21 protein-coding genes and 2 tRNA genes are annotated in these 25,541 nt (G+C 46.0%); 7 read left to right on the top strand and 16 right to left on the bottom strand.

What is annotated here, in order from left to right; genetic code table 11:
• Nucleotides 1-12: 12 nt before the first annotated feature.
• The 5 genes from murC to C5O19_RS00275 all read right to left on the bottom strand — a co-directional run bounded on the left by murC (nt 13) and on the right by C5O19_RS00275 (nt 5,879).
• Nucleotides 13-1,422 (bottom strand): UDP-N-acetylmuramate--L-alanine ligase, encoded by a 1,410-nt coding sequence (gene murC, locus C5O19_RS00255; RefSeq protein WP_104709408.1) that lies wholly within the window; start codon nt 1,420-1,422, stop codon nt 13-15.
• Between the two features lie 119 nt (nt 1,423-1,541).
• On the bottom strand, nt 1,542-2,642 hold the full coding sequence (gene murG / locus C5O19_RS00260) for an undecaprenyldiphospho-muramoylpentapeptide beta-N-acetylglucosaminyltransferase (protein ID WP_104709409.1): 1,101 nt from the start codon (nt 2,640-2,642) through the stop codon (nt 1,542-1,544).
• Nucleotides 2,643-2,755: 113 nt separating this feature from the next.
• Nucleotides 2,756-3,985, bottom strand: a complete 1,230-nt coding sequence (locus C5O19_RS00265) for an FtsW/RodA/SpoVE family cell cycle protein (protein WP_104709410.1) — start codon at nt 3,983-3,985, stop codon at nt 2,756-2,758.
• A gap of 131 nt (nt 3,986-4,116) precedes the next feature.
• Nucleotides 4,117-4,917, bottom strand: a complete 801-nt coding sequence (epsC, locus tag C5O19_RS00270; protein ID WP_108724052.1) for a serine O-acetyltransferase EpsC — start codon at nt 4,915-4,917, stop codon at nt 4,117-4,119.
• Between the two features lie 110 nt (nt 4,918-5,027).
• Nucleotides 5,028-5,879: a hypothetical protein gene (locus tag C5O19_RS00275; protein ID WP_133163280.1), complete on the bottom strand. Its 852-nt coding sequence runs from the start codon at nt 5,877-5,879 to the stop codon at nt 5,028-5,030.
• A gap of 101 nt (nt 5,880-5,980) precedes the next feature.
• On the opposite strand from C5O19_RS00275, the gene C5O19_RS00280 reads away from it, so the two are divergent.
• Complete coding sequence (locus C5O19_RS00280; RefSeq protein WP_104709412.1) at nt 5,981-7,183, top strand: AI-2E family transporter; 1,203 nt, start codon at nt 5,981-5,983, stop codon at nt 7,181-7,183.
• On the opposite strand, the gene C5O19_RS00285 is transcribed toward C5O19_RS00280, so the two are convergent.
• The 6 genes from C5O19_RS00285 to C5O19_RS00310 form a co-directional block, all read right to left on the bottom strand.
• A complete protein-coding gene (locus C5O19_RS00285; RefSeq protein ID WP_104709413.1) occupies nt 7,155-7,778 on the bottom strand; it encodes an LON peptidase substrate-binding domain-containing protein in 624 nt (207 codons plus the stop codon). The two genes, C5O19_RS00280 and C5O19_RS00285, sit on opposite strands and share 29 nt — an antisense overlap.
• A 75-nt stretch (nt 7,779-7,853) precedes the next feature.
• The gene (locus C5O19_RS00290; protein WP_104709414.1) at nt 7,854-8,315 is read right to left on the bottom strand and encodes a gliding motility lipoprotein GldH; all 462 of its coding nucleotides are present in this window, start codon (nt 8,313-8,315) and stop codon (nt 7,854-7,856) included.
• A gap of 43 nt (nt 8,316-8,358) precedes the next feature.
• A complete protein-coding gene (locus C5O19_RS00295) occupies nt 8,359-9,552 on the bottom strand; it encodes a PSP1 domain-containing protein (RefSeq protein ID WP_094816247.1) in 1,194 nt (397 codons plus the stop codon).
• Nucleotides 9,553-9,640: 88 nt separating this feature from the next.
• The gene (gene purD / locus C5O19_RS00300) at nt 9,641-10,918 is read right to left on the bottom strand and encodes a phosphoribosylamine--glycine ligase (RefSeq protein ID WP_104713753.1); all 1,278 of its coding nucleotides are present in this window, start codon (nt 10,916-10,918) and stop codon (nt 9,641-9,643) included.
• Between the two features lie 136 nt (nt 10,919-11,054).
• Nucleotides 11,055-13,373: a RecQ family ATP-dependent DNA helicase gene (locus C5O19_RS00305; protein WP_394341754.1), complete on the bottom strand. Its 2,319-nt coding sequence runs from the start codon at nt 13,371-13,373 to the stop codon at nt 11,055-11,057.
• A gap of 205 nt (nt 13,374-13,578) precedes the next feature.
• Nucleotides 13,579-14,049: a DUF4293 domain-containing protein gene (locus tag C5O19_RS00310; RefSeq protein ID WP_104709415.1), complete on the bottom strand. Its 471-nt coding sequence runs from the start codon at nt 14,047-14,049 to the stop codon at nt 13,579-13,581.
• 328 nt (nt 14,050-14,377) lie between these two features.
• Here C5O19_RS00310 and C5O19_RS00315 point away from each other — a divergent pair.
• Nucleotides 14,378-14,450: transfer RNA gene (locus C5O19_RS00315), tRNA-Gly, on the top strand.
• A gap of 41 nt (nt 14,451-14,491) precedes the next feature.
• Nucleotides 14,492-14,576: transfer RNA gene (locus tag C5O19_RS00320), tRNA-Leu, on the top strand.
• A 424-nt stretch (nt 14,577-15,000) separates the two neighbouring features.
• On the opposite strand, the gene C5O19_RS00325 is transcribed toward C5O19_RS00320, so the two are convergent.
• Together C5O19_RS00325 and C5O19_RS00330 are read right to left on the bottom strand one after the other, a co-directional pair.
• Nucleotides 15,001-15,423: a response regulator gene (locus C5O19_RS00325; protein ID WP_104709416.1), complete on the bottom strand. Its 423-nt coding sequence runs from the start codon at nt 15,421-15,423 to the stop codon at nt 15,001-15,003.
• An 11-nt stretch (nt 15,424-15,434) separates the two neighbouring features.
• Complete coding sequence (locus tag C5O19_RS00330; RefSeq protein ID WP_104709417.1) at nt 15,435-17,663, bottom strand: ATP-binding protein; 2,229 nt, start codon at nt 17,661-17,663, stop codon at nt 15,435-15,437.
• Nucleotides 17,664-18,141: 478 nt separating this feature from the next.
• Here C5O19_RS00330 and C5O19_RS00335 point away from each other — a divergent pair, with 478 nt between their 5' ends.
• The 4 genes from C5O19_RS00335 to C5O19_RS25905 all read left to right on the top strand — a co-directional run bounded on the left by C5O19_RS00335 (nt 18,142) and on the right by C5O19_RS25905 (nt 21,157).
• Nucleotides 18,142-18,978 (top strand): sensor histidine kinase, encoded by an 837-nt coding sequence (locus C5O19_RS00335; RefSeq protein ID WP_165795900.1) that lies wholly within the window; start codon nt 18,142-18,144, stop codon nt 18,976-18,978.
• Between the two features lie 103 nt (nt 18,979-19,081).
• Nucleotides 19,082-19,600 (top strand): HNH endonuclease, encoded by a 519-nt coding sequence (locus C5O19_RS00340; protein ID WP_104709419.1) that lies wholly within the window; start codon nt 19,082-19,084, stop codon nt 19,598-19,600.
• 114 nt (nt 19,601-19,714) lie between these two features.
• A complete protein-coding gene (gene ruvB / locus C5O19_RS00345) occupies nt 19,715-20,740 on the top strand; it encodes a Holliday junction branch migration DNA helicase RuvB (protein WP_104709420.1) in 1,026 nt (341 codons plus the stop codon).
• 267 nt (nt 20,741-21,007) lie between these two features.
• On the top strand, nt 21,008-21,157 hold the full coding sequence (locus C5O19_RS25905) for a hypothetical protein (RefSeq protein ID WP_165795901.1): 150 nt from the start codon (nt 21,008-21,010) through the stop codon (nt 21,155-21,157).
• Nucleotides 21,158-21,195: 38 nt separating this feature from the next.
• On the opposite strand, the gene C5O19_RS00350 is transcribed toward C5O19_RS25905, so the two are convergent.
• The 3 genes from C5O19_RS00350 to C5O19_RS00360 all read right to left on the bottom strand — a co-directional run bounded on the left by C5O19_RS00350 (nt 21,196) and on the right by C5O19_RS00360 (nt 25,440).
• The gene (locus C5O19_RS00350; protein ID WP_104709421.1) at nt 21,196-21,978 is read right to left on the bottom strand and encodes an alpha/beta fold hydrolase; all 783 of its coding nucleotides are present in this window, start codon (nt 21,976-21,978) and stop codon (nt 21,196-21,198) included.
• A gap of 107 nt (nt 21,979-22,085) precedes the next feature.
• Nucleotides 22,086-23,178 (bottom strand): peptide chain release factor 2 gene (gene prfB, locus C5O19_RS00355; RefSeq protein WP_108724053.1). Its coding sequence is split into 2 segments (ribosomal slippage): nt 22,086-23,117 and nt 23,119-23,178, totalling 1,092 coding nucleotides; the frame shifts between segments, so codons are not numbered across the junction.
• A 138-nt stretch (nt 23,179-23,316) separates the two neighbouring features.
• A complete protein-coding gene (locus C5O19_RS00360) occupies nt 23,317-25,440 on the bottom strand; it encodes a peptidylprolyl isomerase (RefSeq protein ID WP_104709423.1) in 2,124 nt (707 codons plus the stop codon).
• Nucleotides 25,441-25,541: the final 101 nt, after the last annotated feature.

Consider the following 25,541-nt stretch of genomic DNA (forward strand, 5'->3'; position numbering starts at 1 on the left):
TCAGGTAGAAAACTACTGTTTTCTACCTGCTTTAGCTTGTACTAATTCCCGCAACGGAGCAATCAGTGTATCAATATCACCCGCTCCAATAGTTACGACAATGTCAAGTGGTAAGTCATTAATCAAATCCAGTACTTCATCCTTGGTGCACTGAATTTTGTCTTCACTGGTAACCTTGTCAAAAATCACAGCAGCGGTAATCCCAGGAATCGGTAACTCACGAGCGGGATAAATGTCGAGTACAATGGCCCGATCTGCTAACGATAAGGACTCGGCAAAGCCTTCCTGAAAATCGCGAGTACGGGTGAACAGGTGAGGCTGGAAAATAGCCGTCACGTGCCGATTCGGGTACAACGCTTTTACGGATTTCAGAAAAGCCTCAATCTCCGTAGGATGGTGGGCATAATCATCAATATAAACCGTTTCCGGAAGCTCCAAATGATACTCAAACCGACGTTTTACTCCGCGGTACGAATTTAATCCAGCCCGAATTTCCTGCGGCGAAAGGCCTACCTGTAGACAAACCGCAAAGGCCGCAACCGCATTTTCAGCATTATGAAAACCAGGTACTACTAAGGTAATATCTTCACAAAATCCACTGGGATATACCAGATCAAATTTAAAACGGGCATCGGCGATGCGACAGTTTTCAACGTGATACATCCCCGACTCAAAACCATACGTACGAACTTCAGCCTTGGTCTGATTGTTTAAAGACAAACCATTTTTAAGAAACAGTACGCCTTCCGTCCTAATCTGACTAACAAAATCCCCGAAAGACTTGAGTACTTCGTCGCCCGAACCATAGATATCCAGGTGATCGGCATCGGTCGAAGTCACAATCGCTACATCGGGATGAAGCGTCAGAAAACTACGGTCAAATTCATCCGCTTCTACTACGCATAATACGTCACGCAGGTTTTCAGTAGGTTCGTTAAGCAGAAAATTCGTTTGATAATTCTGCGTAATACCACCCAGAAAAGCGGCGACATTCCGACCACTATGTTTGAGGATATGAGCCACCATGGACGAAGTAGTCGTTTTGCCGTGCGTACCCGCTACCGCAATCAGAAACATTTCTTCCGTGAGTAAGCCCAGTACCTGCGAGCGTTTCAGAATGCGAAATCCATTTTCCCGAAAATATGCCCATTCCGTATGCTCTTTCGGAATGGCTGGGGTCAGTACAACCAGCGTCTCTTCGGGGTCCAGATACGCCTCTGGAATTTCTGCTACACCATCAGTAAAATGAATCGTAATACCTTCGGCCTGTAGGGCCTTGGTTAACGTAGTAGGCGTTTTATCGTAACCCGCTACTGCGTACCCGTTGACATGAAACCAGCGGGCAATGGCACTCATTCCTATCCCTCCAATACCGAGAAAATAAATAGACTTATATGAACGAATAGGCTTGACTGGTACCATGCAATGAACGGAATAATAAGCTTATAAAAAGAGACTATAAGTGTTGCATTTTGTTTTCGGAAATTCGTAACTAAACACGTAAAGTACTGATAGTCAATAGAAAAAAATAATAAATATGATTACTGAGATAACTTCCATACTTCCTCTGCGATCTGCTGAGCAGCCTGAGGCTTAGCGAGTTGCTGGATTTGTCGGCCCATACTTTGCTGTACTTCCTTGCTCTTGAACAATTCCAGCGTAGTGGGGATCAGCTTTTCTCGTGCTTCAGCGTCTTTGACCAGTAATCCCGCCTCTTCGCGTACCAGGGCCATCGCATTTTTAGTTTGATGGTCTTCCGCAGCCGTAGGGAGGGGTACAAAAATGGAGGGCTTACCCACCAAACATAGTTCTGAAATCGACAGAGCTCCGGCTCGGGAAATTACCACGCTGGCTGCAGCGTAGGCATAGGGCATCTGGTTAATGAAATCTGATACCCAGATTCGATTTGAATGCAGAGCCGATACCCGCTGCCGAGCCTTATCAATATACAGCTTGCCGGTTTGCCAGATGATCTGATAACCCGACGCAAGCAGTTGTTCGAGCCCGGCATCGATACTTTCATTGATGGTACGGGCTCCCTGACTACCTCCAATAACGAGTAAAGTAGGTATGTCGGGTGATAAACCTTTAAAGTATTCCCACACCTTAGGATCGCTCGCTGAAACGCTTCCAATATCACTCCGGACGGGATTGCCCGTTATGACTACTTTTTCGGTGGGGAAAAACGCCTGCATATCCGGATAGGCTACGCAGATTTTCCGGGCATTCTGGGCTAAAAACTTATTGGTAATACCAGCGTAGGAATTTTGTTCCTGAATCAGATACGGTACGCCGTTCATCCCAGCCATTAACAGCAAAGGTCCACTGGCGTATCCACCAACACCGACAGCTGCGTCGGGTTTGAAATCCCGAATTACTTTCCGAGCGGCCCAAAGGCTTTTCGTCAGCTTGGCGGGGAAACTAAGATTCGCTAAAAGATTGGATCGATTGATCCCCGCAATATCGAGACCGAAAATAGGATAGCCCGCCTGAGGGACTTTTTCCATTTCCATACGGCCGTTTGCCCCGACAAAGAGAATCTCCGTTTGAGGGTCTTTCGCCTTGAGAGCATTGGCAATGGCAATGGCCGGAAAAATATGTCCACCCGTTCCTCCGCCACTTATGATAATGCGTTTCGACACGTCGTTGAAAGCTTTTTTACGTAATTAAACCCGTAGTTAGCAATTCTTTTCTGAGTACTGGAAAGAATCATTTTTGCAAAAAAACAACGCGGCTGCTTAGAAGTCAATAAAAATTATGCAGCCATTGCCGCTTCCTCTCGGGGTTCAGCGGGTTGAGTTTCAGCCGCTTCCCGGCTAACACTTAAAATAGCTCCGATCGAAACACCCGTGAAGAGCAGCGAAGAACCACCCCAACTGATGAGCGGAAGCGTCTGACCCGTTACGGGAATGAGTTGTACCGAAACCGCCATGTGAACCAAGGCTTGTAGAACCAGACTAAAGGCCAGTCCGGCTGCCAGGAAATAACCAAAGGCCTGACCACTCTGAATTTCAGCCTTTTTTAGTCGCCGGAAGGCTACGAAACGAACGCTGCGATATAGTAACCAAAGGTACAGAACCAGGGTAAAGACGCCGCCGATAAATCCCCATTCTTCAATCAGAATAGCGTAGGCAAAGTCAGAATAAGCCTGGGTCATGAAATTTCGCTGTAAACTATTTCCGGGGCCCCGACCAATCCAATCGCCTGAAGCTACGGCTACTAAACTGTACTCTTCCTGCGAATCAATCCGACGATCTTCCGGCGTAAGCCGTTCCGGTGGGCGTACTTTCTGAATGACTTGTGAGATAACATTGGTAGGACGGCTAAAACGGCCTTCCCAGGTAGTTCCCCGCGAACCAAAAGCGTAAGCGATCATAAAGGCCAGCGAACCTGCCAGCGTCAGGTATACCAGATAACGAATGGGCACCTGACCAATAAACATCAGTAACCAGCATGGAGCCATTAATAGTAATGCCGCACTTCCGGAGTTCAAGGCCAGCAGAAAACCCAGAAAACCGCACCAGAAAATAGGAGGTACGAAAACCAGTGGATCGCTGTAATTGGCCTTGAGCCGTTTCGCCAACATGGCAGCCAGATTCGCAATGAGAGCAAACTTGGCTAAATCAGAGGGCATGAAACCAGAAAAAAACGGAATCGGTAAAGCCCGTTTGGCTCCACCACTTTCTACGCCTAATACCTGAACCAAAATCAGTAGCAATACCGACAACATGAGCAAATACCGGGATAAGCTGGCGTAGCTTTTAAAAGGTAATCGGTGACAAACGATGATAATGATGAGACAGAATGTTAAGTCCCGAATGTGCTTGAATAAGAACGACCCCGTGTCAGGTAAATCGTGGAATTGATACGTGCCCCGAGCCGAAAAAACAACGATCAAACCAATGGCAAGCAGAGCTAAGACAATATTCCAGATGGTACGATCACCTTCCAGACGAAAAAAGGTACGGAGTCGTTCGAGGGTCATAAAGAAAAAAGGAAGGATGAACGATAATTACGTTTACAAATGTAAATTATTTACATTTGGAAATACAAAATAAAATCAATAAAAAAATGCTCCGACTTTTTTTCGGAGCATCGTCATTATCAGGACTTCGGCTATTCTTTAATTAAAACCTGCTCCTGATGATAAATCTTGGTATAAGGCCGAATGCTGTGTACGAGCCACACGTTCCCGCCGACAATGCTGTGATGGCCGATGACGGTTTCTCCTCCCAGAATGGTCGCTCCCGAATAAATGACGACGTGATCTTCCACCGTTGGATGCCGCTTTTGCGAAGCTAGTTCTTTATTTACACTTAATGCTCCTAGCGTTACGCCCTGATACAGCTTTACGTGCTTGCCAATGCTGGTGGTTTCTCCAATGACAATGCCCGTACCGTGATCGATAAATAAATGCTCGTCAATTTCAGCGGCGGGGTGAATATCGATACCCGTACGGGAATGAGCAAACTCTGTCAGTACGCGGGGTAACAGCGGAATACCCAGGTCATAAAAAGCGTGAGCAATCCGATAAAAGGCGACGGCGTAGAAACCCGGATAAGCTCGAACTACTTCATATTCCGAAGTAGCAGCCGGGTCGCCCGCCATGATCGCCGATACGTCGGTACGGAGTAGGTGGTAAATTTCAGGAATCTGATTGACAAACTGCGAGGCAAGTTGCGTAGCGTCCTGAGGGAGATGCCCTTGCATGGACTGTAAAAGCTCACCTAAATCCTGCTCAATCCGGTCAAATGCGGCTCCGAGTTTCTCTACGGAATCATAGTGCTTTTTCGTTTGCTCGGGAAATAGAAGCAAAACCAGTCTAGTAACCAAACGAGCTACAGAAGAGGTCGCTGGAAAATATTCCGTAGTCGTATGGGCTTCATACAAACTTTCCAGAAAGGGGCGTGGCAACATGCAACGAGTGGTTTATAAGATCGGTATGCAATCCGCAGTGTAAGCAAACGTATTCTCAACGATACTTTCAAGGCTGTCTCTACTATTGCCCAAACGGAGGAATAGGTTCCCTAGCGTCTGCTTATTTTATATATTTTTCCTTTTTCATTGGTTAGTAGTAGCTCCGTATTACTGATGAAAACGAGCCCTTCTACTTGTCCACGTCCCACTTTCAGGCAAGAAATTGGATGCTTAAAGTTAATCTCCCCGTGCTCAATCCCAAAGAAAAAGACTTTTCCGTAGGTCAATAGGGCAAAGCTTTGCCGATCTGGACTGATGTCGGCAGCGGTAATCATGCCGTTTATCCGAATACTATCTTTTCGAATGGCCGTATGGTGGCCTTCCCGAGCCGGAATGGTATACAAAGTGGCTGTTTTATGCCCCCAGTTTTTCGAAAACAAAAAGAGACTATCCTGAGCATAGAAGAACGCTTCACAGTCAAAATTCTTGCGTGAACGTTCGGGAGGAAACGCTCGCTGATCTTCGTAATGGTATGTTATTTTCTTAGGTAAAGTAGCCGATGAATCGCTGGCTAGAGAGACCTGATAGATGCATAAATCCTGCCGGGTATTTGTATTATTGCCGATATCGCCAATGAATAAATGACCCCGATCGTCCCGACTAAGTTCTTCCCAGTCCTTGTTGGTAAGGTGTGGCAGCGACCAGGTAGTAAGCAAACGGCCGGAGGCATCGATTTCGTAAAGCTCAGGGCGACCACCCGAGTCGTTGTGCGTCCAGAAGGTGGGTTTTGCGGAAGCCGTTGCTAAACCCGAATTTTCATTGGCTACGGCAGGCATTTGTCCCATTTTCTCAATCCGGTACTGAGGTTTGGCCCGGCGGAAGCCCTGACGGTAGATGTCGGGCTGGCAAGAACACAAACTGGTTTGTATTTCGAATAGCAAAAAGAATAGTTTAGTAAGCATTCCGTAAAATTCGTTCTAATCAAGTTGAACCGCACACCCCGAAAGTCACTGAATCCATCGTCATCCCGTCAACCATTTATTTACAAGGAAATCCCCGCCCCATGACTCCAGAACCTACTTTGCCCTATCCCGTCCGACTGGCCGCGATACTCATTTGCGTACTGCTCATCATTTATGGCTTATACGCTCTGCAGGGCGTAGTAACCCTGCTACTTTTTTCGCTTTTACTGGCGATGTTATTGTTTCCCCTATGCCGGAAACTGGAGCGGTGGAAATTTCCGCGAGTCGCTGCCATCTTCGTTTGTCTGGTCATTCTGATTGGCGTTCTCGTAGGCATTGGCTGGGTTGTGTCCATGCAAATGGCTAACTTCTCCGACGATTTTCCCAAATTTCAGAATAAAATGAATGCCGTCCTTGATCGTGCCCAGGAAATGGCCAACGATCAGTTAGGGCTGGATAAAACCCGTCAGAACACAGAGATTAGACGCATTACGAACGACGTTTTACACAATAGTGGTAGCTATATCACTACTTTTCTATCCTCTACTACGTCTACGCTCGCTGACTTGTCGTTGATTCCCTTGTTTGTATTCTTTATCCTTTTGTACCGGGACTTTTTCCGAAGTTTTGTCTATAAGCTGTTTTCGAAAACCAAACGTTCGCGTCTGGACGACGTACTGAGTAAAATTTACGTCGTCGTACAGGGGTATCTGGCGGGTTTAGTACTGGTAATTGGCATTGTAGCCTGTTTGAATACAACCGGATTACTGATTCTGGGTATCGACTATGCCTGGTTCTTTGGAACGCTGGCGGCAGTCTTGCTGCTGGTTCCCTACATCGGTATTCTGATCGGGTCGCTGTTACCTACTATTTACGCCCTAGTTACGAAAGATTCACCAATGTATGCCGTCGGGGTAATCGGTGTATTCAGTTTCGTTCAGATTCTGGAAGGAAACTTCATTACGCCTTACGTTGTCGGCTCAAAGGTAAGTGTTAACCCGCTAGCAGCGATGGTTGTGTTGATTCTGGGTGGACAGTTGTGGGGAATCTCAGGACTGGTACTGGCTCTACCCGTAACTGCCATTGTGAAAGTGATTTGTGATAATGTCGATGGACTCAAACCATACGGGTTCCTGCTCGGCGACCCCGAATACAGTAGGGGAGCAGTAGTAAAATCAAGTAGTAAGTTGCCTAAGCTCGATACGCTGACCAAACGAAAACGGAAAGTGGAAGAAGCTTTAGCTAACGAAGAGCAGCCTCAGAACCAAACGGAAGCTAGAAGTTTAAGGGATCAAAATTCCTGAAATGCCCATTGAGACGAATTCGCTCTTTGGTTTTTTCCAGTTCCTGAATAACAGGCATGATCCGATTCAAATGGCGGGAAATAAAGCGTTGTCGTTCCAGCTCTTGTGGAATTTGTAGTAACTCGTATTCTTCCTCAAGCGATAAGCCAATTTTATGAGCGATCTGGTACGAAAAGTTCTCGGATCGGTCGTTAAAATCTACGTTTGTCTGTAGATGCTGATATAGTTTCTTGAGATGGTCCAGTAAGCCCGGCAGCAGTTCGGTACTGGATTCATGGTTATGGTAAGTTACCTGGCCCCCAGCGTATAGCTTTCTTTCTACGGGATTGATAAAACTCAGCAGACGAAAAATTTGCAGGGCTTCCGTACGTATATCCATCCGGCCATCGTCGTAACGTTGGGATACCTCAAGTACGCGTAAGGAAGTACCAAAGTCCATCCGCTGATTCGGAATGTATACAGGAATACCAAAGGGCGTATCTGCTTCCAAACACTCAGTAATCAACTGAATGTAGCGGGGCTCGAAAATGTGGAGGTTTAGTTTTTCCCCCGGAAAAGCTACCAGATTGAGCGGAAACAAAGGCAGAAAAGCCATAGATCTGTATCGAAGGGAGGTGGAAGGTATCGCCTAGACAATCAACACACAAGGTTGATTCCGCTTAGATAAAAGCTAATTCCGTTCAACGGTAAGACCTACCGTCTGAATCTCCGGTAGTGGGTCCTGACGCATGTACTGTTCCACCTTGAAGGTGTAAGTACCCGCTTTGGCGAAACGGTAATTTTTTACGACCAGAAATTTATGATCGTAGATGTCGCCCAGGCCGTTACCCGTTGGTTTACCCGTGGTCGCATTGGCCAAAATGAGCTCATCCAGTTTTCGTTCGATGGTTTTTCCATCCGGCCCTAACAGCGTACGAGTAATGTAAAGGTTGTAATAGGGGTAAGACTTCGTATTGCGCAGGTTATAATATAGATTGTACGTTCGAGTAGTATCGCTGATGTCAAAGGAAAAGCTAGGAACGGTTTTGACCGGCCATTTAGCATCTGGCAGTTCGATATTATCCTTGAATACCGCGTTCGGATCACAGGCCGTTAGACTGACCAGAAAGAATAAAAAGAGAAATAGTCGCATAGGAATGAAAGTCCCGGAGGTGTTGAGACCTCCGGGAACGAAATCATTTAGAAGGAGGACGGTTTGAGCCTCCGCCCGACCGTTTTTTCTTATTCTTCGACGCAGGACGATTTTGCGATTGAAACTTCTTATCCATACGTACCAAGTCACTATTAATGCCTGAGTTTTTCGCTTCGATGACGGGCATGATCTCCAGCTCTTCGAACGAAGGAGGAATGACACCTCGCTTATTCATCTCTACGATTTTCAGTACTTGCGGAATGGCTACCGGATACCAGTTGTCATCGCCACGGAAACTAAACCACATGATCTTACGGAAAATATCCGTTTTAATCAGGTTTGCATCCCCTTTCTGTACTTTCAGTGGTCCTTCCAGGCTTGGAATATCCCGTAAGGCATCGATGTACGTTTCCAGCTCGTAATTCAGACAACACTTCAAACGACCACATTGACCGGATAGCTTTACTGGATTCAGCGAAAGATTCTGGTAACGGGCTGCTGAAGTAGTTACGTTCTTGAAATCCGTCAACCAAGTAGAGCAGCACAATTCGCGACCACAGACGCCAATACCACCGATACGGGCCGCTTCCTGCCGCAGACTAATCTGCTTCATCTCAATACGGACCTTAAACTCGCTGGCCAGCACCTTAATCAGCTCCCGGAAATCCACGCGTTCATCCGAAGAGTAATAAAAGGTTGCCTTGGTACCGTCAGATTGAAACTCAACATCTGATAATTTCATGTTAAGCTTCAACTCCTTCACGATTTCCCGAGCCCGGTACATCGTCGGTAAATCCCGGGCAATGGTTTGCTCGTGTTTTTCGAGATCCTTAGCCGTCGCTTTCCGGTATACCTGCCGAATTTCGGGATCTTTCACCCCGCGTTTCACGACTTGCAACCGGACCAGCTCACCCTGTAAGGAGACGAAACCCAAGTGATGACCACTCTGCATTTCTACCACTACTGGATCGCCCGTATAGAGTTCAAGTTGAGCCGTATTACGGAAATATTCCTTCCGGCCTCCTTTGAATTTTACTTCTACCAGGTTACTCCGCTGGTGAACCGGGATTCCTAATCCCGGAGCTTCCATGTCCGACAACCAGTCGAACACATTCATTTTATTACAGCCACCCGTACCGCAGGCTCCGTTGTTCTTACAACCGGATACGGAGGCACCTGCTTTATCTTTCGAACGAATGCTTCCACAGCCACCCGTTGCACATGATGCACATCCCATTTTTTGTATGTAGAATTTTTGAATGATAGAAGCCTGAACGCAGCTCATAACGAGCCTGTCACTCATTCGTTGATTCTACCATCCAAAATTATAAAAGGTCCAGGCCGATGTCCCGTCGGAAGTACTTGCCTTCGTACTGGACAGCGGCTGCCGCCGTTTGTGAACGCTGGCGGGCTTCTTGGATGGACGTTCCCAGAGCCGTAACGGCCAGGACGCGTCCTCCATTGGTGACCACTTCCCCGGACTCGGAATGTTTTGTTCCGGCGTGGAAAATGGTCGTATAATTCTGTTTACCGGGCAATTGAATTACGTCACCCTTAGCGTAATCCCCCGGATAACCACCAGCTACCACAACGGTAGTAACGGCCATCTTATTGGATACGGCAAAATTTACGTATTTCAGTTTGCCTTCAGCCGCGGCTTTGAGCAGCATTAGCAAATCTGAATCAATACGGGGCAATACGACTTCCGTTTCCGGATCACCCATTCGGCAATTGTATTCAATCACGAAAGGATCACCGTTGACATTCATCAAACCAATGAAAATAAACCCAACGTACCGAATGCCTTCCGCTTTTAGTCCATTGAGTGTGGGGCGTACCACTCGCTCTTCTACTTTCTTCTGGAAAGCATCATCGGCGAAGGGTACGGGTGAAACCGCTCCCATACCACCCGTATTAGGTCCGGTGTCGCCTTCACCAATGCGTTTGTAATCTTTAGCTTCCGGTAGAATATGGTAATTCTCTCCGTCGGTTAACACAAATACTGATAATTCGATTCCGTGCAGGTACTCTTCAATCACTACTTTTTGGGAAGCATCCCCGAATTTCGCGTCTACCAGCATTTCCCGCAGGGTTTGCTGGGCTTCGGCTACGTCAGCGGCAATGATTACGCCCTTGCCCGCGGCCAGACCATCGGCTTTCAGTACCAGCGGAAAGGCTTGCTGCGTAATGTATTCCAGACCTTCCTCTAGGGTTTCTTTCACGAACGTACGTGAAGCAGCCGTGGGAATGTGGTATTTGGCCATAAAGTTTTTAGAAAAATCTTTCGATCCTTCCAACTGAGCTCCACGGCTATCTGGTCCTAGTATCAATACTTTCTTCAGGTCTTCGCGACTTTCGAAATAATCCCGAATGCCACGAACCAGCGGTTCTTCCGGCCCGACGATGACGAGTGAAATATGGTTTTCAAGAACAGCGGTAGCAATCGCGTCAAAGTCATTGACTCCAATCGGTAAATTTGTTGCCAGTTGAGCGGTACCGGCGTTACCGGGAGCTACGAATAACTGTTGACATAGGGGGCTCTGAGCAATTTTCCAGGCAAACGCATGTTCCCGGCCGCCAGACCCTACGATGAGAATATTCATCGGATAATTCTTAAATGACCACTCAGGCTGAAGCGTAAACTCCTTACGAGCGTATAAAGTGAAAATGATTGAAAAAAGGTACGAATAAAAAGCGGGCAACTGTACCAACCCTGGTACGGTTGCCCCTACTTATGGCTTAGTGACCTAATTCGCTGTGGAACTTGATCCGCATCAGCCGAAGTTCTTCTTCCGAGTACTCGTTGCCTAGTTCTTTTAAGGCAACGGCCATAGAATCAGTTTCCGCCCGCATGAAATATTCGTAGATTTCATCCTGACGATCATCATCCAGCACCTGATTGATGTAATAGTCCAGATTGAGCTTAGTACCGGAATAACAGATGTGCTCAATTTCTTCAATGAGCTCCGTCATACCTAGGCTTTTGGCTTCGGCAATTTCCTCCAGGTCAATCTTACGGTCAATTTGCTGAATGATAAAAATCTTAACCTTCGACTTGTTCGTCGTCGTTTTCACGACTACTTCCGTCGCCGTTTCGATTTCATTTTCCTCTACGTAACGGGTAATCAGTTCAATGAACTGTTTCCCGAATTTAACGGCCTTACCCATCCCAACGCCCGTAATCTGAGCCAGCTCCTGAATGGTGGAAGGGTAGGTAGTAGCCATTTCTTCCATGGATGGATCCTGGAAGATAACGTAGGGGGGAATATTTTTTTCCTTCGCAATTTTCTTCCGAAGGTTCTTCAGCATTTCAAATAAGGCTTCGTCGTAGGCTTTAGCCGACGCACTTACCTCATCTTTATCTTCATCTTTTTCTTCGCCTTGCTGGGTATAATCGTGATCCTTGGAAAAAGCCGAAGAGAAGGGAGCTTCCAAAAACTGAGCTCCTTTTTCAGATAGCTTTAAAGTACCATAGTTCTCGATATCCTTATCCAGAAAACCGTAAATCGTCAGTTGTTTGATGATCGAATGCCAGAACTCGGGCGTTTGCAGACCATCATCTTTTTTGTCAACGGTCTTAGGCTTGGCCTTAATAATAACATTGCCGTCTTCGTCTTCCTCCTCTTCGGGCTCATCGTCGTCGGTATCGGCCTCGTAGCCTATTTTGTACTTACCCTTGCCGAACACATCGAGTTTGTTGTGTCCGTGGCTCAGTACATAGGGGTTTTCAACGCCCAGCAGAATGTCTGCGATGTGATAGCAATCGAAGCGATTACCGGTCTGCTGAACGGCCTTGAGTATCCATTCGGCCTCCTCCTGCATTTTGAATTTCTGCGTAGGCTTAAGGCAGTTGTCGCAGAAACCACAGTCTTTGGCAAAATATTCACCGAAATAGCCCAGCAACTGACGGCGGCGACATACGCCCAGGTTAGAGTAACTAACCATTTCCATCAATAAAGCCTTGGCATTATCACGTTCAGTTACGGGCTTGTCCTTGTTGAATTTATCCAGCTTAACGATATCGTCGTAGCTGTAGAACATCACACAATTGCCTTCCAGACCATCCCGGCCCGCCCGACCCGTTTCCTGGTAGTAACCTTCTAGCGATTTTGGAGCGTCGTAGTGAAGTACAAAACGAACGTCGGGCTTATCAATACCCATCCCAAAAGCAATCGTCGCAACGATCACTTCAGCCTCTTCATTCAGGAACGCGTCCTGATTACCCATACGCGTTGCCGGATCCAGACCCGCGTGATAGGGGAGAGCCTTGACGCCGTTTACGTTCAGTAATTCCGCTATTTCTTCAACTGTCTTACGGCTCAGGCAGTAAATAATACCCGATTTGCCAGCCTGACTTTTGATATACTTAATGAGTTGCCGATTGACATCTTTCGTTTTCGGACGAATCTCATAATACAGATTCTTCCGGTTGAACGAAGATTTGTAAACCGAGGCATCTTCCATCTGCAGGTTTTTGATAATATCCTGCTGAACTTTTGGCGTTGCCGTTGCGGTAAGAGCAATCAGAGGTAAGCTCGGATTGATGGTTTCCACAATGCTGCGGATTCGCCGATATTCCGGACGGAAATCATGGCCCCATTCCGAAATACAGTGAGCTTCATCAATGGCCACAAACGAAATCTTTGCTTTTTGCAGAAAAGCTAGGTTTTCTTCTTTCGTCAACGACTCCGGAGCAACGTATAATAATTTAACTTCTCCGCTCAATACATCTTTTTTGACTTGCGTCATTTCCGATTTGCTAAGCGTAGAATTTAAAAACTGGGCATTGACCCCTACGGCATTCAATTGATCAACCTGATTTTTCATCAGGGCAATTAGCGGGGAAATCACTACGGCGGTACCCTCACTTACAACGGCAGGAAGCTGGTAACACATAGACTTACCAGCCCCGGTAGGCATAATCACAAACGTATGATTTCCTGCAAGAAGGTTACAGATAATATCTTCCTGTTCACCCCGGAACTGGGTAAAGCCGAAAACCTCTTTCAATTTTGCCTTGAGGGTATCCTTCAATGACGGATCAGCGAGCATGGCCATTTGTACTTTTCTTCAACATCAATGGATGGTTAGATGCTATTAGGGGAATATCTTGTCTAAGCGACAGGAATCGGAATTGAAATTAATAAAAAAAGTCTGTACAGGACCAAAAATCTTTGCTGGCAAAAAACACAAATCGTCTGCGGGAAAAGCTATACCGTCAGAAAAGGCAACCATTTAGGTACGCAAAAGCGAACGTTTTACTTTACCGAAGCCGCTCAAAGGCATCTTTCACTTTCTTTTCATCGATACGGATGAAACGGTTTGCTGCTACATTCGACAGCAGAGCCACGGCCAAAACAAAAAAGCCTATCTTGAAGCTACCTGAGGTCTGTGGAGCAAACTGAGCATTGGCCTGTATGTGGGACAGGTACGTGGATAAGCCCAGCAAAACCACCATCACGAGCGTATTAATTAAATTTAGCATCATCTGTCGCAAGCGGTTGGTGTATTGCAGCAGCGAAAAAAGAGCCAGACCTGCTGATACCAGGGCTAAACCCGCCAGATACATCGTATTCGTTTCGGTCGTTGTTTCGCCTTTAGTATACGTCAAAGCATAGGCATCCAGGACGGCTGTTTCGGCTCCAACTGACTTTTGCCAAATGGGAAAAGCTAAGTACAGAGCCATGGACAGTACGATTAATGCAAGAAAGAGTGTTTGAGGACGCTGAAGCATAGAAATAATCGAATGAAATTTATAAAGCAAAAGTAACGGACAAAAATCCTGTAACCAATCCTAGCAGGTAGCTACAGGAAGGAGATGTAAAGGTAAAGCTTGGTTATAGAAAACCACACTCGGGAGGTATCTAGAAAAAAATAGAAAAATGTGCAAAAAAGTAGAAAGCGGTAAGGTTTTGATTTAGAGAGTTTTATTGGCTGAGAGGATTAGAATATCGATTCCTGAAGCAAAATTTTTAAGATTTTTTTGACTGGCCTCTTGACAAACCCCCTTTTTAGCTCGTATGTTTGCAGTCCCAACGGTAAGGGAAACGGCAAATTAACAAGCGAAAGTAGCTCAGCTGGTAGAGCGCGACCTTGCCAAGGTCGAGGTCGCGGGTTCGAACCCCGTCTTTCGCTCGACAAAAAGGCTCCGCAAGTCGGAGCCTTTTTTGTAGGAGGCCCGGGTGGTGGAATGGTAGACACGAAGGACTTAAAATCCTTTGGGCAGTGATGCCTGTACGGGTTCGAGTCCCGTCTCGGGTACAATAAACCCCTTGTAAGTATCTAACTTACAAGGGGTTTTCTCTTTTAAATACTATTTATTGCAATCTTTAAATTTGGCAATAGAAAATTAGTCAGGCAAAGCCATTTAAAATAGACTACAAGGACATTCCTATTTAATACGTCGTTACTGAGAAGAAAAAAGTTTTACAAGAGCTAATAGCCTGCTTTTATCTTATCCACATGAATACTGTTAAAGCCGACTTAATGGTATCATTTAATGGAAATACATAGCACTGTAAACATTGTAAAGTAAATTTCTGTACGTGAGAAAGTAATGTTATACTAGCTAAGCGGTTAAAGCCTTCATAAAAAACCACTGCATCTATTACTGTGATTACTATAAGCTTATCTACTATTAGTTGAGATACCAATAAAAAAGCCGGTCTCTAAAGTCCGGCTTCTGTTAGTGTTGTCCTCTTTGGGCTACCCAAAAATCAATGGCTCTTTGCAGCATTTCACTGACTTCTCGATAACCGCCTGGTTTGATCAAATAAGCGTTCGCTCCTAAGTCAAAGGCTTCCCGCATATCTTTCGGGTTATCCGACGTACTATAGACCACAATGGGTAATGTACGTCCCTGATTATGAGAGCGAATTTGCTGTAAAACTTCAAAGCCGTTATTGCCCGGTAGATTCAAATCTAGCAACAACATTTTAGGCGTCGACGTCTCTTTATTTTGATAGGTACCTCGACGAAGTACGTAATCTACGGCTTCTATACCGGTGTTTAATACTTTATAACTGGGCGGCTGCTCGATCTTGCCGACCACACGCTTAAAAATATCAACGTCGTCCGGATTATCCTCTACATATAATACATCTATCATGGCCGGCCTGATTAATGGGTGGGTATTGCTACGTAAAAAGTTGTTTCTTTAAAAGGTTCGCTATAAAACCATACTCTACCGTGGTGACGCTGCATAATACGTTTGACAATGGCTAATCCTACGCCATGCCCTTCAAACTTTCTAGCGTTATCCAACCGCTTGAATAAATCAAAAACCTTACCACCTTGTTTCATATCAATGCCAATTCCATTATCCGTTACAGAATAGATGATTTCATCGGCATTTTTTACTCCTTTTACAACAATGTGAGGCTTTGCTACCGGACGCGTATATTTAATAGCATTAGACAATAAATTGCTAAATACTTGCGTAATCATCGTTTTATCACCTTTTAACGAAGGTGTTTCTTCAATTTCGATGGTAATAGGAGTCCCTTTTTCGCTAACGAGTAACTCGTCTTTTAGCGAATAAAGTAATTCCCGCATTTCAATGGGCTCGGCGGATAATTCAGTCCGCCCACTTCGAGCGTAATGAAGAATTTCCCGAATGAGGTCGCCCATTCGATTACTGGCGGACACAATTTTCTCAAAGAGGGGCAACATTTCCTCATCTAATCGATCTGAATAATCAATTAGAAGCACTTCTGCGTAGGTTTTAATGGAAGCTAAGGGTGTTCGCAAATCATGTGACACCGTATAGCTAAACGTATCGAGTTCCTCATAAGCCAGCTTGAGCTGTTCGTTCAGGATACGAATTTGGTTCGCTCGTTGGGAAAGAATTTGTAAAATGTCTTCCCGTAATTTCAAGGCTGTATTAATCTCAGCCTGCCGCCATACGTCAGACGTACTGCGTACAATCTGGGTCCATTTAGCAAAACTCTTCCGGGGACTCAAGCGGAGTTGACCACTGGCTTCGGCTACTACGGGTTTTTCGTCTGGATTGCCGCCCCAGGATACCTGTTGAATTACTTCCGGTTTGAACCAGATAACGTACTCTTCCAATTGCCGGGAAATCACAATCGCCATCACACCCGAAGCTTCAGCCCGATGAGCTTCGGCCGGACCAAAAAGCCGGGGAAGCTGATGGGTGTGGAAAATGGTATCAATTTTAGTATGCTTCAGCCACTCGATCAATTGCCGGATGAAGGCTTCGTTAGGGGTATTCCCCAGCGTATATAACTTCCCTTCGTACAGCAGAGCCATTCCCGACGCTGAAGTAATGTCCATCGCGGTGGTTTCCATCTTAATTAAGCCCTGTACGACATTCCAATCCCGCTGCATTTGCTCAAACAAGGTTTGTTCGCTTCGCCAAAGTTTATTGACCAGGGTCAGATCTTCTTCATCTTTGCGAAATTCCAACGCAGCGGATAGCAACTGGCTAATGACTTTTCCCGACATACGAGCGGTATAATCAACCAGTCGTGGTCCCTGATAATGGTGGCAGGAAATCAGTCCCCAGAGTTCTCCCTTGTACAGCAGAGAAAAGCTCATACTGGACCGAACGCCCATGTTTTTCAGGTACTCAATATGAACCGGCGATACGGCCCGTAATACCGAATGCGTCAGATCCAGCGGATTTCCGGTCTGGTTATCCGTAGCGGGGTAAATGGATACGGCCCGTTCACTAGCGTCAACAATCGTGCGGACCAGATTAATTTTATAAAGTTCGCGGGCTTGACTGGGAATATCAGAAGCGGGATAATGAAGCCCTAGAAAAGGTTCGAGGTCTTTATCCTTCGCTTCAGCGACTACTTCACCGTTCCATTCTTCATCAAAACGATAAATCATAACCCGGTCATACCTGGTAATGAGTTTGATCTCCGCCGCAACCTTTTCCAGTAATTCCTGGATCGTCTTGCTCTGCTGAAGGTTCGTCATGACCCGACTCACTAGGTTTTGCAGCGTACTGGGAAAGAGGGCTTCGTCTTTCAGTTCAAACTCTAGTAGATAAATGTCGTCCTGCCGCTGAATAATCAAGTGATAGTCGCGTTCCTGCACCCGAACACTGAAAGGATTTAGCGTTTCCAGCGAACTTTGTTTCAACGCAAACTGAATCAGCTGCGTAATCTCCTGCCCTGACAAATCGCCCATTTGCAGCTTTTCGAGCGGCAGACCAATCACCTGCGATAAATTATCCGGATAAAAAACCGAAAGATTACTACTGCATTGACGAATCAGAAACGTTTGAGCATCTACCGAAAGTAAATACCCATGGGCCTGAATTTTACCTAAATGCCGGATGGGTTCGCGGTCACAAGCTTGAATATCTATTTCTTGCATCTATTCAGAATGGATAAACAAATCACTTTTCTAAAAACGGAAGAAGGCTTTTTAAGTAACGAATTTGGCAAGCTAGAGTTTTCAAAAGTAATAGAAATGTTAATACGAAGGCAAACCTGTAGTAATGAGTTGCCCGAATCCGCTTCGCATGAAAACTGTTCTGAAGATGTGTAGGCCTATCCATTAAAAATACTAATTCAATAGAGAATCAGCGGGAAAACGGATATATTGCGTGCTATATATCCGTCGCCTGCTTTTAGATAAATGCGTAGTTGGCCTGGCCACATACATGAATTCCAGCCGTATATCCCCTTCAGAGATCAGGAAGCCGCTTGGCTTCTTTCTTATATCCTTAGACGGAACGTTTATAGACTGTAGTTTTCACTTCCTTCAGTTTACTTCCTATTCGGCTGCATCCTTACTAGGAAAATCTATTCAAGACGTCTTTACGCCTGCAACAATTCAATGGATTGAACAGGTGATCGAGGAGTCCGTTGCCACTACGAAGGGTTCTCTTGTCACACAGGCGGGAGCAGAAGTCCATGGTACCTATGAAATCGCCAGGGAAGAACAAGGCGTTCGGTTTAGTTATACCGAGTTTACGGAAGTTTCCAAACATAATTCGAGTGAAGACTGGTCTGTGATGAGTAAAGTTGTATCGCACGATCTACGGGAACCCTTGCGTAAGACGTTGCTAAACATTGATATGATTCGGGGAAATACGCAGAACGTTATTACGCCCGATAGCCGAATGCTATTACAGATTACCAACGATCTCAGTTACCGGGCCCTGCAACTGCTCGATGCCATTCAGTTATATATTTCTCTTGCTCACGTTACACGGCGTACGTTGAGACCCATCAATCTTAATGAGGTTCTCCACAAGTCCTGGAATAAAGTTCAGGAAGAAAACGGACTTTCGTCTCAGATACTAACTGCCGGCAAATTACCAGTGGTCTGGGGTCATTCGGATACCCTACAAGCGTTGTTTTACCAGTTACTGGACAATGCCGTAAAATTCAGTAATCCGGAACGACCGTTACAAATTGCAGTACAAACTTCCGAAGCTGACCAGAATATGGTCCAGATTCACGTACGCGATAACGGGCTGGGCTTTGACCCCGCCTATCGGATGGATGTTTTTCAGCTCTTTAAACAACTCAATCGGAATACGGCCGGGTGTGGAGCGGGTCTGGCCATTAGTCAAAAAATTGTCGAAAGTCACCGGGGAAAAATACAGGCTCAAACGCAAATGGGTGAGGGTACAACCATCACGCTGACACTTCCCGAAGCAGCCCCTTCTCAGCTGAATTGAGTGTATTCGGCTACTTCTGAAAGGCATATATTATTTTTTTGCAAATACTTCGTTATTGTTGAGAAAACGCTAACTTGCTTAGCGTCAAAACCCTCGCAAAACCATGGGCAGAAAAGTATTAGTGCTGAATCAGGATTACTCAGCCTTGACGATTTGCTCAGTCGCCAAAGCTTTTTTACTCGTCTACCTCAAAAAGGCTGATCTAGTTTCAGAATCACAGACGGAAAATCTACGGAGCATTTCACAATCTTTTCCCATGCCGACGGTCATTCGCTTGCACAAGTACGTGTATTTACCGTACCGGGGCGTAATGCTGACGCGACAAAACATTTTTCGGCGGGATGGGCACCGTTGTCAGTATTGCGGTACCAGCGACGACCTGACGCTTGATCACGTACTACCGAAATCCAGAAGTGGCAAATCAAGCTGGGATAATCTGACTACGGCCTGCAAACGCTGCAATTCCCGGAAAGGTGATTTTACTCCCGAAGAAGCCGGAATGCCTCTGCGACAAAGGCCTTTCAAGCCATCGTTCATCATGTTTATTCGGGATTTTTCGGGTATGATTGATGAAACCTGGTTGCCTTTTCTGACGCGTAAGGAAAAAAAGGTGACGGATTAAAAGCCTTACCTTTTGTAAATTTCCGTATTTCCTTCTCCCTGTATCTCGTAGTAGGTGGTTTTCGTTGCCGAAACTTGTATTTTTGAAAGTGGACGATCAAACAGGAACCAGAGCATGCGGGAAGATTATTTGAAAGGCGAAAAAGAAACGCTTACGAGAGATGACCGGGAGATGGAGCGGGCGTTACGGCCTTTGAGCTTTAGTGATTTCACCGGGCAGGAGAAGATTCTTGACAATCTGAAAATATTTGTTTCTGCCGCCAAGATGCGGGAGGAACCCTTGGACCATGTACTCTTGCACGGCCCTCCGGGATTAGGTAAAACGACGCTTTCCAATATTATTGCCAATGAGTTAGGGGCCGGTATCAAAATTACATCCGGACCTGTACTGGATAAACCCAGCGACCTAGCCGGGCTTTTAACCAATCTGCAGCCCCACGACGTTTTGTTCATTGATGAGATTCACCGGCTGAATCCCATTGTTGAAGAATACTTGTATTCGGCGATGGAAGATTACAAAATTGACATTTTACTGGATTCTGGTCCCAACGCCCGTACCGTGCAAATTGGACTCAATCCTTTTACCCTGATTGGAGCGACAACCCGGGCGGGTTTACTGACCTCTCCGTTACGGGCTCGCTTTGGGATCAATGCCCGATTGGAGTACTACGATGCAAAGCTACTGACGTCGATCATCAAGCGTTCGTGTGCCATTTTGAAGACTCCGGTAGAGGATACGGCTGCTTTTGAGCTTGCCCGCCGAAGTCGCGGAACACCACGGATTGCCAATAACCTGCTTCGTCGAACGCGAGATTTTGCTCAGGTAAAAGGTGGTGGAGTCATTACGGTAGCCATTGCAGAAATGGCTTTGGCTGCTCTTGACGTCGATCATAATGGACTTGATGATATGGATAACCGAATTTTGAGTACCATCATTGAGAAGTTCAAAGGGGGTCCCGTAGGTTTGTCCACCATTGCCACGGCCGTAGGCGAAGAAGCAGAGACGATTGAAGAGGTGTATGAACCATTCTTGATTCAGGAAGGGTATTTAAAACGAACCTCTCGCGGAAGAGAAGCTACGGAAAAAGCGTATAGCCATTTAGGGATTATTCCTAAGTACCGGGCGGGAGAGCTATTCTAAAAATCGTTGGTGGGCACTGGGTGAAAACAGATTACATTGAGTTAAGAAAATAGAAAGGGTAGAAAAAAAGATAGGTGTATTGAATTAATTCAAGAAATTTTTGTTTTATTCAACAAATGGTTAACTTTGATCATCTTGTCTGTAAATGATAAAAAATTAGATAATACGAAGATTAATTATTCGCGATTTCTAAAATTTTTATTGTAAATTTATAGGCCTAAAGATTCGCGTATACCACCAAAACCACCTAAAACTACCAATACAAGTATGAAAAAGCTCAATCATTACCGCCTCTTGCAATGGGTAGTTTTTTCACCAATTCTGATTCCGCTGTGCTTAGTTATGGGAGCTATTGAAGGAATCCAGACTACGTTCGGAAAAGTTATTCACCAAATCAAAACGGACGTCGCTTCTTAAACTCACTACTCTGTTTGCATATATGAAAAAGCTCCAAGCTAGGCTTGGAGCTTTTTTCGTTGCAGATATTCAGCCGTATGCTGAATGAGATGATTATGTCCACATCGCAATATGATTCGGCTGGCTGTGGGCACTTGATCACATAAGTGATTAACTAGTTCGGGAGGCATCATTCGATCAAATTCACCCATGAAAAACTGCACTGGTATCGCCTGTTGATTCAACAAATGGATGAGTGAATGCGGAGAGAAACGCAAGTGACGAAAGGCAATCCAGGAATGATATACGCGAGTTCGTTTTTCCGGAGAATCCAGCATCCACAGCGCAAATCGCATCGTACTGGGATGAATCAGCTTGACTCGTCCCAGCCATTGGGCTAGCTTCATCAGCCAGGAAACATGGAAAATCGTGTACTTGAAAATAGAACGACTCACGGTATTACGTACTGCCAATGTATAATAAGGGCTTTCACGAATTCCGTCCGGAGCTAGCAAAAACACATGCCGTATACGCGAAGCAAATCCTTCAAGGGTAGCCAGAGCAAAACGCCCACCCATACTAAAACCTACGATACTAAAATCTTCGATGGACTGCTGAGTTAGGAACTCCTTAAACTGTGCTTGCCATTGGGCTTTAGAAAAAGCTTCGTCAGAGGTATGTGTATTGGCTCCGTGAAAAGGCAGATCAAACGCATAAATGGTATACAGCGTACCCAAGGATTCCGCCCAACTTTGGTAAATCTGGTGACTTTGTCCGATACCGTGAAAAGCGACTAAGACCTCGGGCCCATTGCCCCAACGGTGGTAGGTAATCAGTGACATAGTTGAATAGCTATGAAGCAGTACCGCAAAGAAATAGGCAATGAGCTACTTCTGAAACCGGGACTTCGTAAGGAATAAGAAAGGGTACCCCTGAGGTACCCTTTGTATTAATTCTGCTCTTCACTTACGTCCGACATGAGGTACGCCTTGATGAAGTCGTTGATTTCTCCATCCAAAACGGCATCTGTATTAGAGGTCTGGTGACCGGTACGGTGATCTTTTACCCGGCGATCGTCCAGAACGTAACTACGAATCTGACTACCCCACTCGATTTTACGTTTAGTGGCGTCCAATTCAGCTTTCGCTGCCAGACGTTTCTCCAGCTCCATCTGGTACAATCGTGATTTCAGCAATCGTAAGGCTACTTCCTTATTTTGTAACTGGCTACGTTCCTGCTGACATTCGATGATGATACCGGAAGGTTTGTGTTTCAAACGAACGGCCGTTTCTACCTTGTTCACGTTCTGTCCACCGGCTCCACCGCTTCGGAACGTATCCCAGTCGATATCCGCTGGGTTGATTTCAATTTCAATGGTATCGTCCACGAGCGGGTACGCAAATACGGACGCGAAAGAAGTATGACGGCGGGCATTGGAATCAAAAGGTGAAATCCGTACCAATCGGTGTACACCAATTTCAGCCTTTAAATTACCATACGCGTATTCACCCAAAATTTCGAGCGTGGCTGATTTTACACCTGCTACATCGCCATCGGCTACGTTAACGACGTTGATTTTAAAGCCATTTTTCTGAGCCCACATCGTGTACATGCGAAGCAACATATTCGCCCAATCCTGCGATTCGGTACCACCAGCTCCGGCGTTGATCTCCAGTACAGCGTCCATATTGTCGCCTTCATCGGACATCATTTTACGGAATTCAATTTCGGCCAGCTTCGCTTCCAGTTTGGCTGCTTCGGCTTCCACGTCTGCTTCGCTGGCTTCACCGAGTTCCTGAAATTCCATCATGGTTTCCGTGTCGCCCAGGTGTTGATTGAGCTGGTCGAAACCTTCCGTCCAGAATTTGAGTCCCCGAATTTCACGGAGGATTTTTTCCGCCCGGTCGCGATCATTCCAGAATTCCGGATCGAGCGTTTTCTGTTCTAATTCTTCAATTTGGTACTTTTTGCCATCGTAGTCAAAGGTACCCCCTCAAGGCCTCTATGCTGGCCTTCAAGTCTTTCAACTTGTCTTGTGTCATATGCTTAAGAAGTTCGTCGTTGCCGACAAAAAGCTATGGTTGATGATAATCGTTTTCCTTATAAAAGCGAAAACCCGGCCTAAGCCGGGTTCTCATTATCCGACATACGGATTAACTGTAAAATCCGTAAGGTTGTTCCTAGAAGAATTTCGCCCGGTAATCTTTCACTTTCGCGTTATCACGAATGGCTTCGTTTACGAAGTAACCGGAACGTTGTAATTCCATCTGTAAGGCCGTGTTTTTGTACTGAGCGTAATCAGCGATTGCCGGAGCAGGCGTTTTCTTCAATGTTTCCATGATGAATACACCACCTTCCCCTTTGAAAGGCTTCGATTTCTGACCGGGTTTCATACCGAAGGCTTTACCCAGAGCGGTAGGATCGGCACCCGCTGAGGTCAGCAGACCGCTAGTCAACGTCAGATCGTTGGCTGATTCTACCAGAGCACCCGCTCCGTATTTCTGAGCGATAGACTCCAGCGTACCGGCACCGGCCAGTCCACCAAGCTTCTTCATGATTTCTTCAGCTTTGCGTTCGTTGCGTACTTTAGCCGTCAGCTCGTCACGGAAATCATCTACTTTCACTTCATCTTCCGAAGTTTTGCCCGTCAGAGCCGCTACAATGTAGGCGTCGTTTACTTCAAATACTTGCGATACATCACCTACATCCGTTTTGTCATCAAAAGCCCAACGAACCACGGGTTGAGCATTCTGCATCATGTTCAGGTTTGTCGATCCTTCCGGAATACGGTTTGCTTTCAACAGTACCAGCGATTTGTCTTTCTTAGCCGCTGCTTCCATGTCTTCGAGCGATTTGTTGGCTGCTGCAAACGCATCCGCTTTACGATATACTTCGTCGCGGGTAGCTTGGCTGGGGCCGAGTTGTTTCGAAACGGCAATGATGCGGTACTGCAGGTTGTTTTTCGCTTCGGTTACTTTGATGATGTGGTAACCAAAATCCGTTTCAACTACGCTAGGAAGCAGACCCGTACCGTTGAAGCCGAATACAGCCGTTTCAAACGGTTTCACCATGGAGCCATTGTTCTGGAAATAACCCAGATCGCCACCACGTTGAGCCGTACCATCCGAACCATTTTGAGCAGCCATAGCGGCAAAATCCGCTCCGCCTTTCAGTTCTTTCAAGATGTTTTCAGCCCGTACCCGAGCAGAAGCCTTAGCCGAATCCGACTCATTCGTAGGACGGATCAGGATGTGGCTGGCTTTAACCGTATATAGCGAATCGCGTTTAGTACCCGTGTACTTATAGATCGTATACGTATTATCCGTACGGAAAGGACCCGCAATCTGACCAGGGAAAAATCCGGCTACTGCTTCCTTCAGTTGGTCGTCCATGTCACGCAGGCTCCAATAAAGTGGATGCGGTACATCCGAGTTCATCCGGGCAAACGATGAATCGTTAGGCGATTTCGCCAGATCTTTCGCCAGTTGAGTCAGTGTATTTTTTAATGCTAAGCTATCCGCTTTAGAAGGGGCTACACCGAAAGCTACGTAATCGAGGCTACGAGTGTTAGCTCCTTTGTATTCGTCTTTGTGGGCATTCAGGTAGTCTTTCAGTTCTGAATCGGTCACCTTAATGGTAGAATCCGCAATCGAGTAGAAAGGTACGTACAGGTATTTAGCGTCCACTTTCGCCGTTTGTCCTTCGTAGTCCTTCTTGGCTTCAGCCGTCGTAACATAGCTGGACATACGGATCAGGTTCACGTACCGCGACATCAGGTGTTGACGCTGAATGTCCCGTACGAAAGCCTGCCAGCCCAGTTGCTGAATCGAACCAGCGGGCATTGCCATGATTTGCTTCCGCTGCTGAAGAACGCGGTTTTTGTCAAAGATGCCCGTTTGGGGATCCGTGAAGCTTTGGCGTACGGCCGGATCAATATATTTACCAAAGAACATGTCCGTTTTTTCCTCGTCGGAAAGGGTCAGTCCTAAAGCATCAAATTCTTTCTGGTAGGCATAATCGATTAACAGATCATTCCAGACTTTTTCGCGGAGCTGGGCCAGCACCTGATCATTCGCTGACTGACCGGACTGAGCTTCGTACTCGACGCGGGCCTGGTCCAATTTTTTCTGGAAATCCTGGGCCAGAATACTATTTCCGGCTATTTCACCTACTTTTTGAGTCTTTCCACCAAAAAGTCCCCGCGATCCGAGGAGGTCACCGCCCACAATGAATAGAATGAGGGCAATGGCAATAATGGTAATTGCAATTCCTGAACGTTCTCTGATTTTGTTAACTAAAGCCATACGACCATTTTATTAGAACCGCAAATTAACGTTTTTTTCCATTGATTCCCAAACGTATCCCGACTGCTTTTCAGGAAAGTAGTTCGTGTATTTACGAAGTA

The sequence above is a fragment of the Siphonobacter curvatus genome, assembly GCF_002943425.1.
Taxonomy (GTDB): Bacteria; Bacteroidota; Bacteroidia; order Cytophagales; family Spirosomataceae; genus Siphonobacter; species Siphonobacter curvatus.

Bases quoted from the DNA above. Each gene is read 5' to 3' on its own strand.
- murC (WP_104709408.1), bottom strand. From the start codon at position 1,422: ATGGTACCAGTCAAGCCTATTCGTTCATATAAGTCTATTTATTTTCTC.
- C5O19_RS00265 (WP_104709410.1), bottom strand. From the start codon at position 3,985: ATGACCCTCGAACGACTCCGTACCTTTTTTCGTCTGGAAGGTGATCGT.
- epsC (WP_108724052.1), bottom strand. From the start codon at position 4,917: ATGTTGCCACGCCCCTTTCTGGAAAGTTTGTATGAAGCCCATACGACT.
- C5O19_RS00275 (WP_133163280.1), bottom strand. From the start codon at position 5,879: ATGCTTACTAAACTATTCTTTTTGCTATTCGAAATACAAACCAGTTTG.
- C5O19_RS00280 (WP_104709412.1), top strand. From the start codon at position 5,981: ATGACTCCAGAACCTACTTTGCCCTATCCCGTCCGACTGGCCGCGATA.
- C5O19_RS00285 (WP_104709413.1), bottom strand. From the start codon at position 7,778: ATGGCTTTTCTGCCTTTGTTTCCGCTCAATCTGGTAGCTTTTCCGGGG.
- C5O19_RS00290 (WP_104709414.1), bottom strand. From the start codon at position 8,315: ATGCGACTATTTCTCTTTTTATTCTTTCTGGTCAGTCTAACGGCCTGT.
- C5O19_RS00295 (WP_094816247.1), bottom strand. From the start codon at position 9,552: ATGGGATGTGCATCATGTGCAACGGGTGGCTGTGGAAGCATTCGTTCG.
- purD (WP_104713753.1), bottom strand. From the start codon at position 10,918: ATGAATATTCTCATCGTAGGGTCTGGCGGCCGGGAACATGCGTTTGCC.
- C5O19_RS00305 (WP_394341754.1), bottom strand. From the start codon at position 13,373: ATGGCCATGCTCGCTGATCCGTCATTGAAGGATACCCTCAAGGCAAAA.
- C5O19_RS00310 (WP_104709415.1), bottom strand. From the start codon at position 14,049: ATGCTTCAGCGTCCTCAAACACTCTTTCTTGCATTAATCGTACTGTCC.
- C5O19_RS00325 (WP_104709416.1), bottom strand. From the start codon at position 15,423: ATGATAGATGTATTATATGTAGAGGATAATCCGGACGACGTTGATATT.
- C5O19_RS00330 (WP_104709417.1), bottom strand. From the start codon at position 17,663: ATGCAAGAAATAGATATTCAAGCTTGTGACCGCGAACCCATCCGGCAT.
- C5O19_RS00340 (WP_104709419.1), top strand. From the start codon at position 19,082: ATGGGCAGAAAAGTATTAGTGCTGAATCAGGATTACTCAGCCTTGACG.
- ruvB (WP_104709420.1), top strand. From the start codon at position 19,715: ATGCGGGAAGATTATTTGAAAGGCGAAAAAGAAACGCTTACGAGAGAT.
- C5O19_RS25905 (WP_165795901.1), top strand. From the start codon at position 21,008: ATGAAAAAGCTCAATCATTACCGCCTCTTGCAATGGGTAGTTTTTTCA.
- C5O19_RS00350 (WP_104709421.1), bottom strand. From the start codon at position 21,978: ATGTCACTGATTACCTACCACCGTTGGGGCAATGGGCCCGAGGTCTTA.
- C5O19_RS00360 (WP_104709423.1), bottom strand. From the start codon at position 25,440: ATGGCTTTAGTTAACAAAATCAGAGAACGTTCAGGAATTGCAATTACC.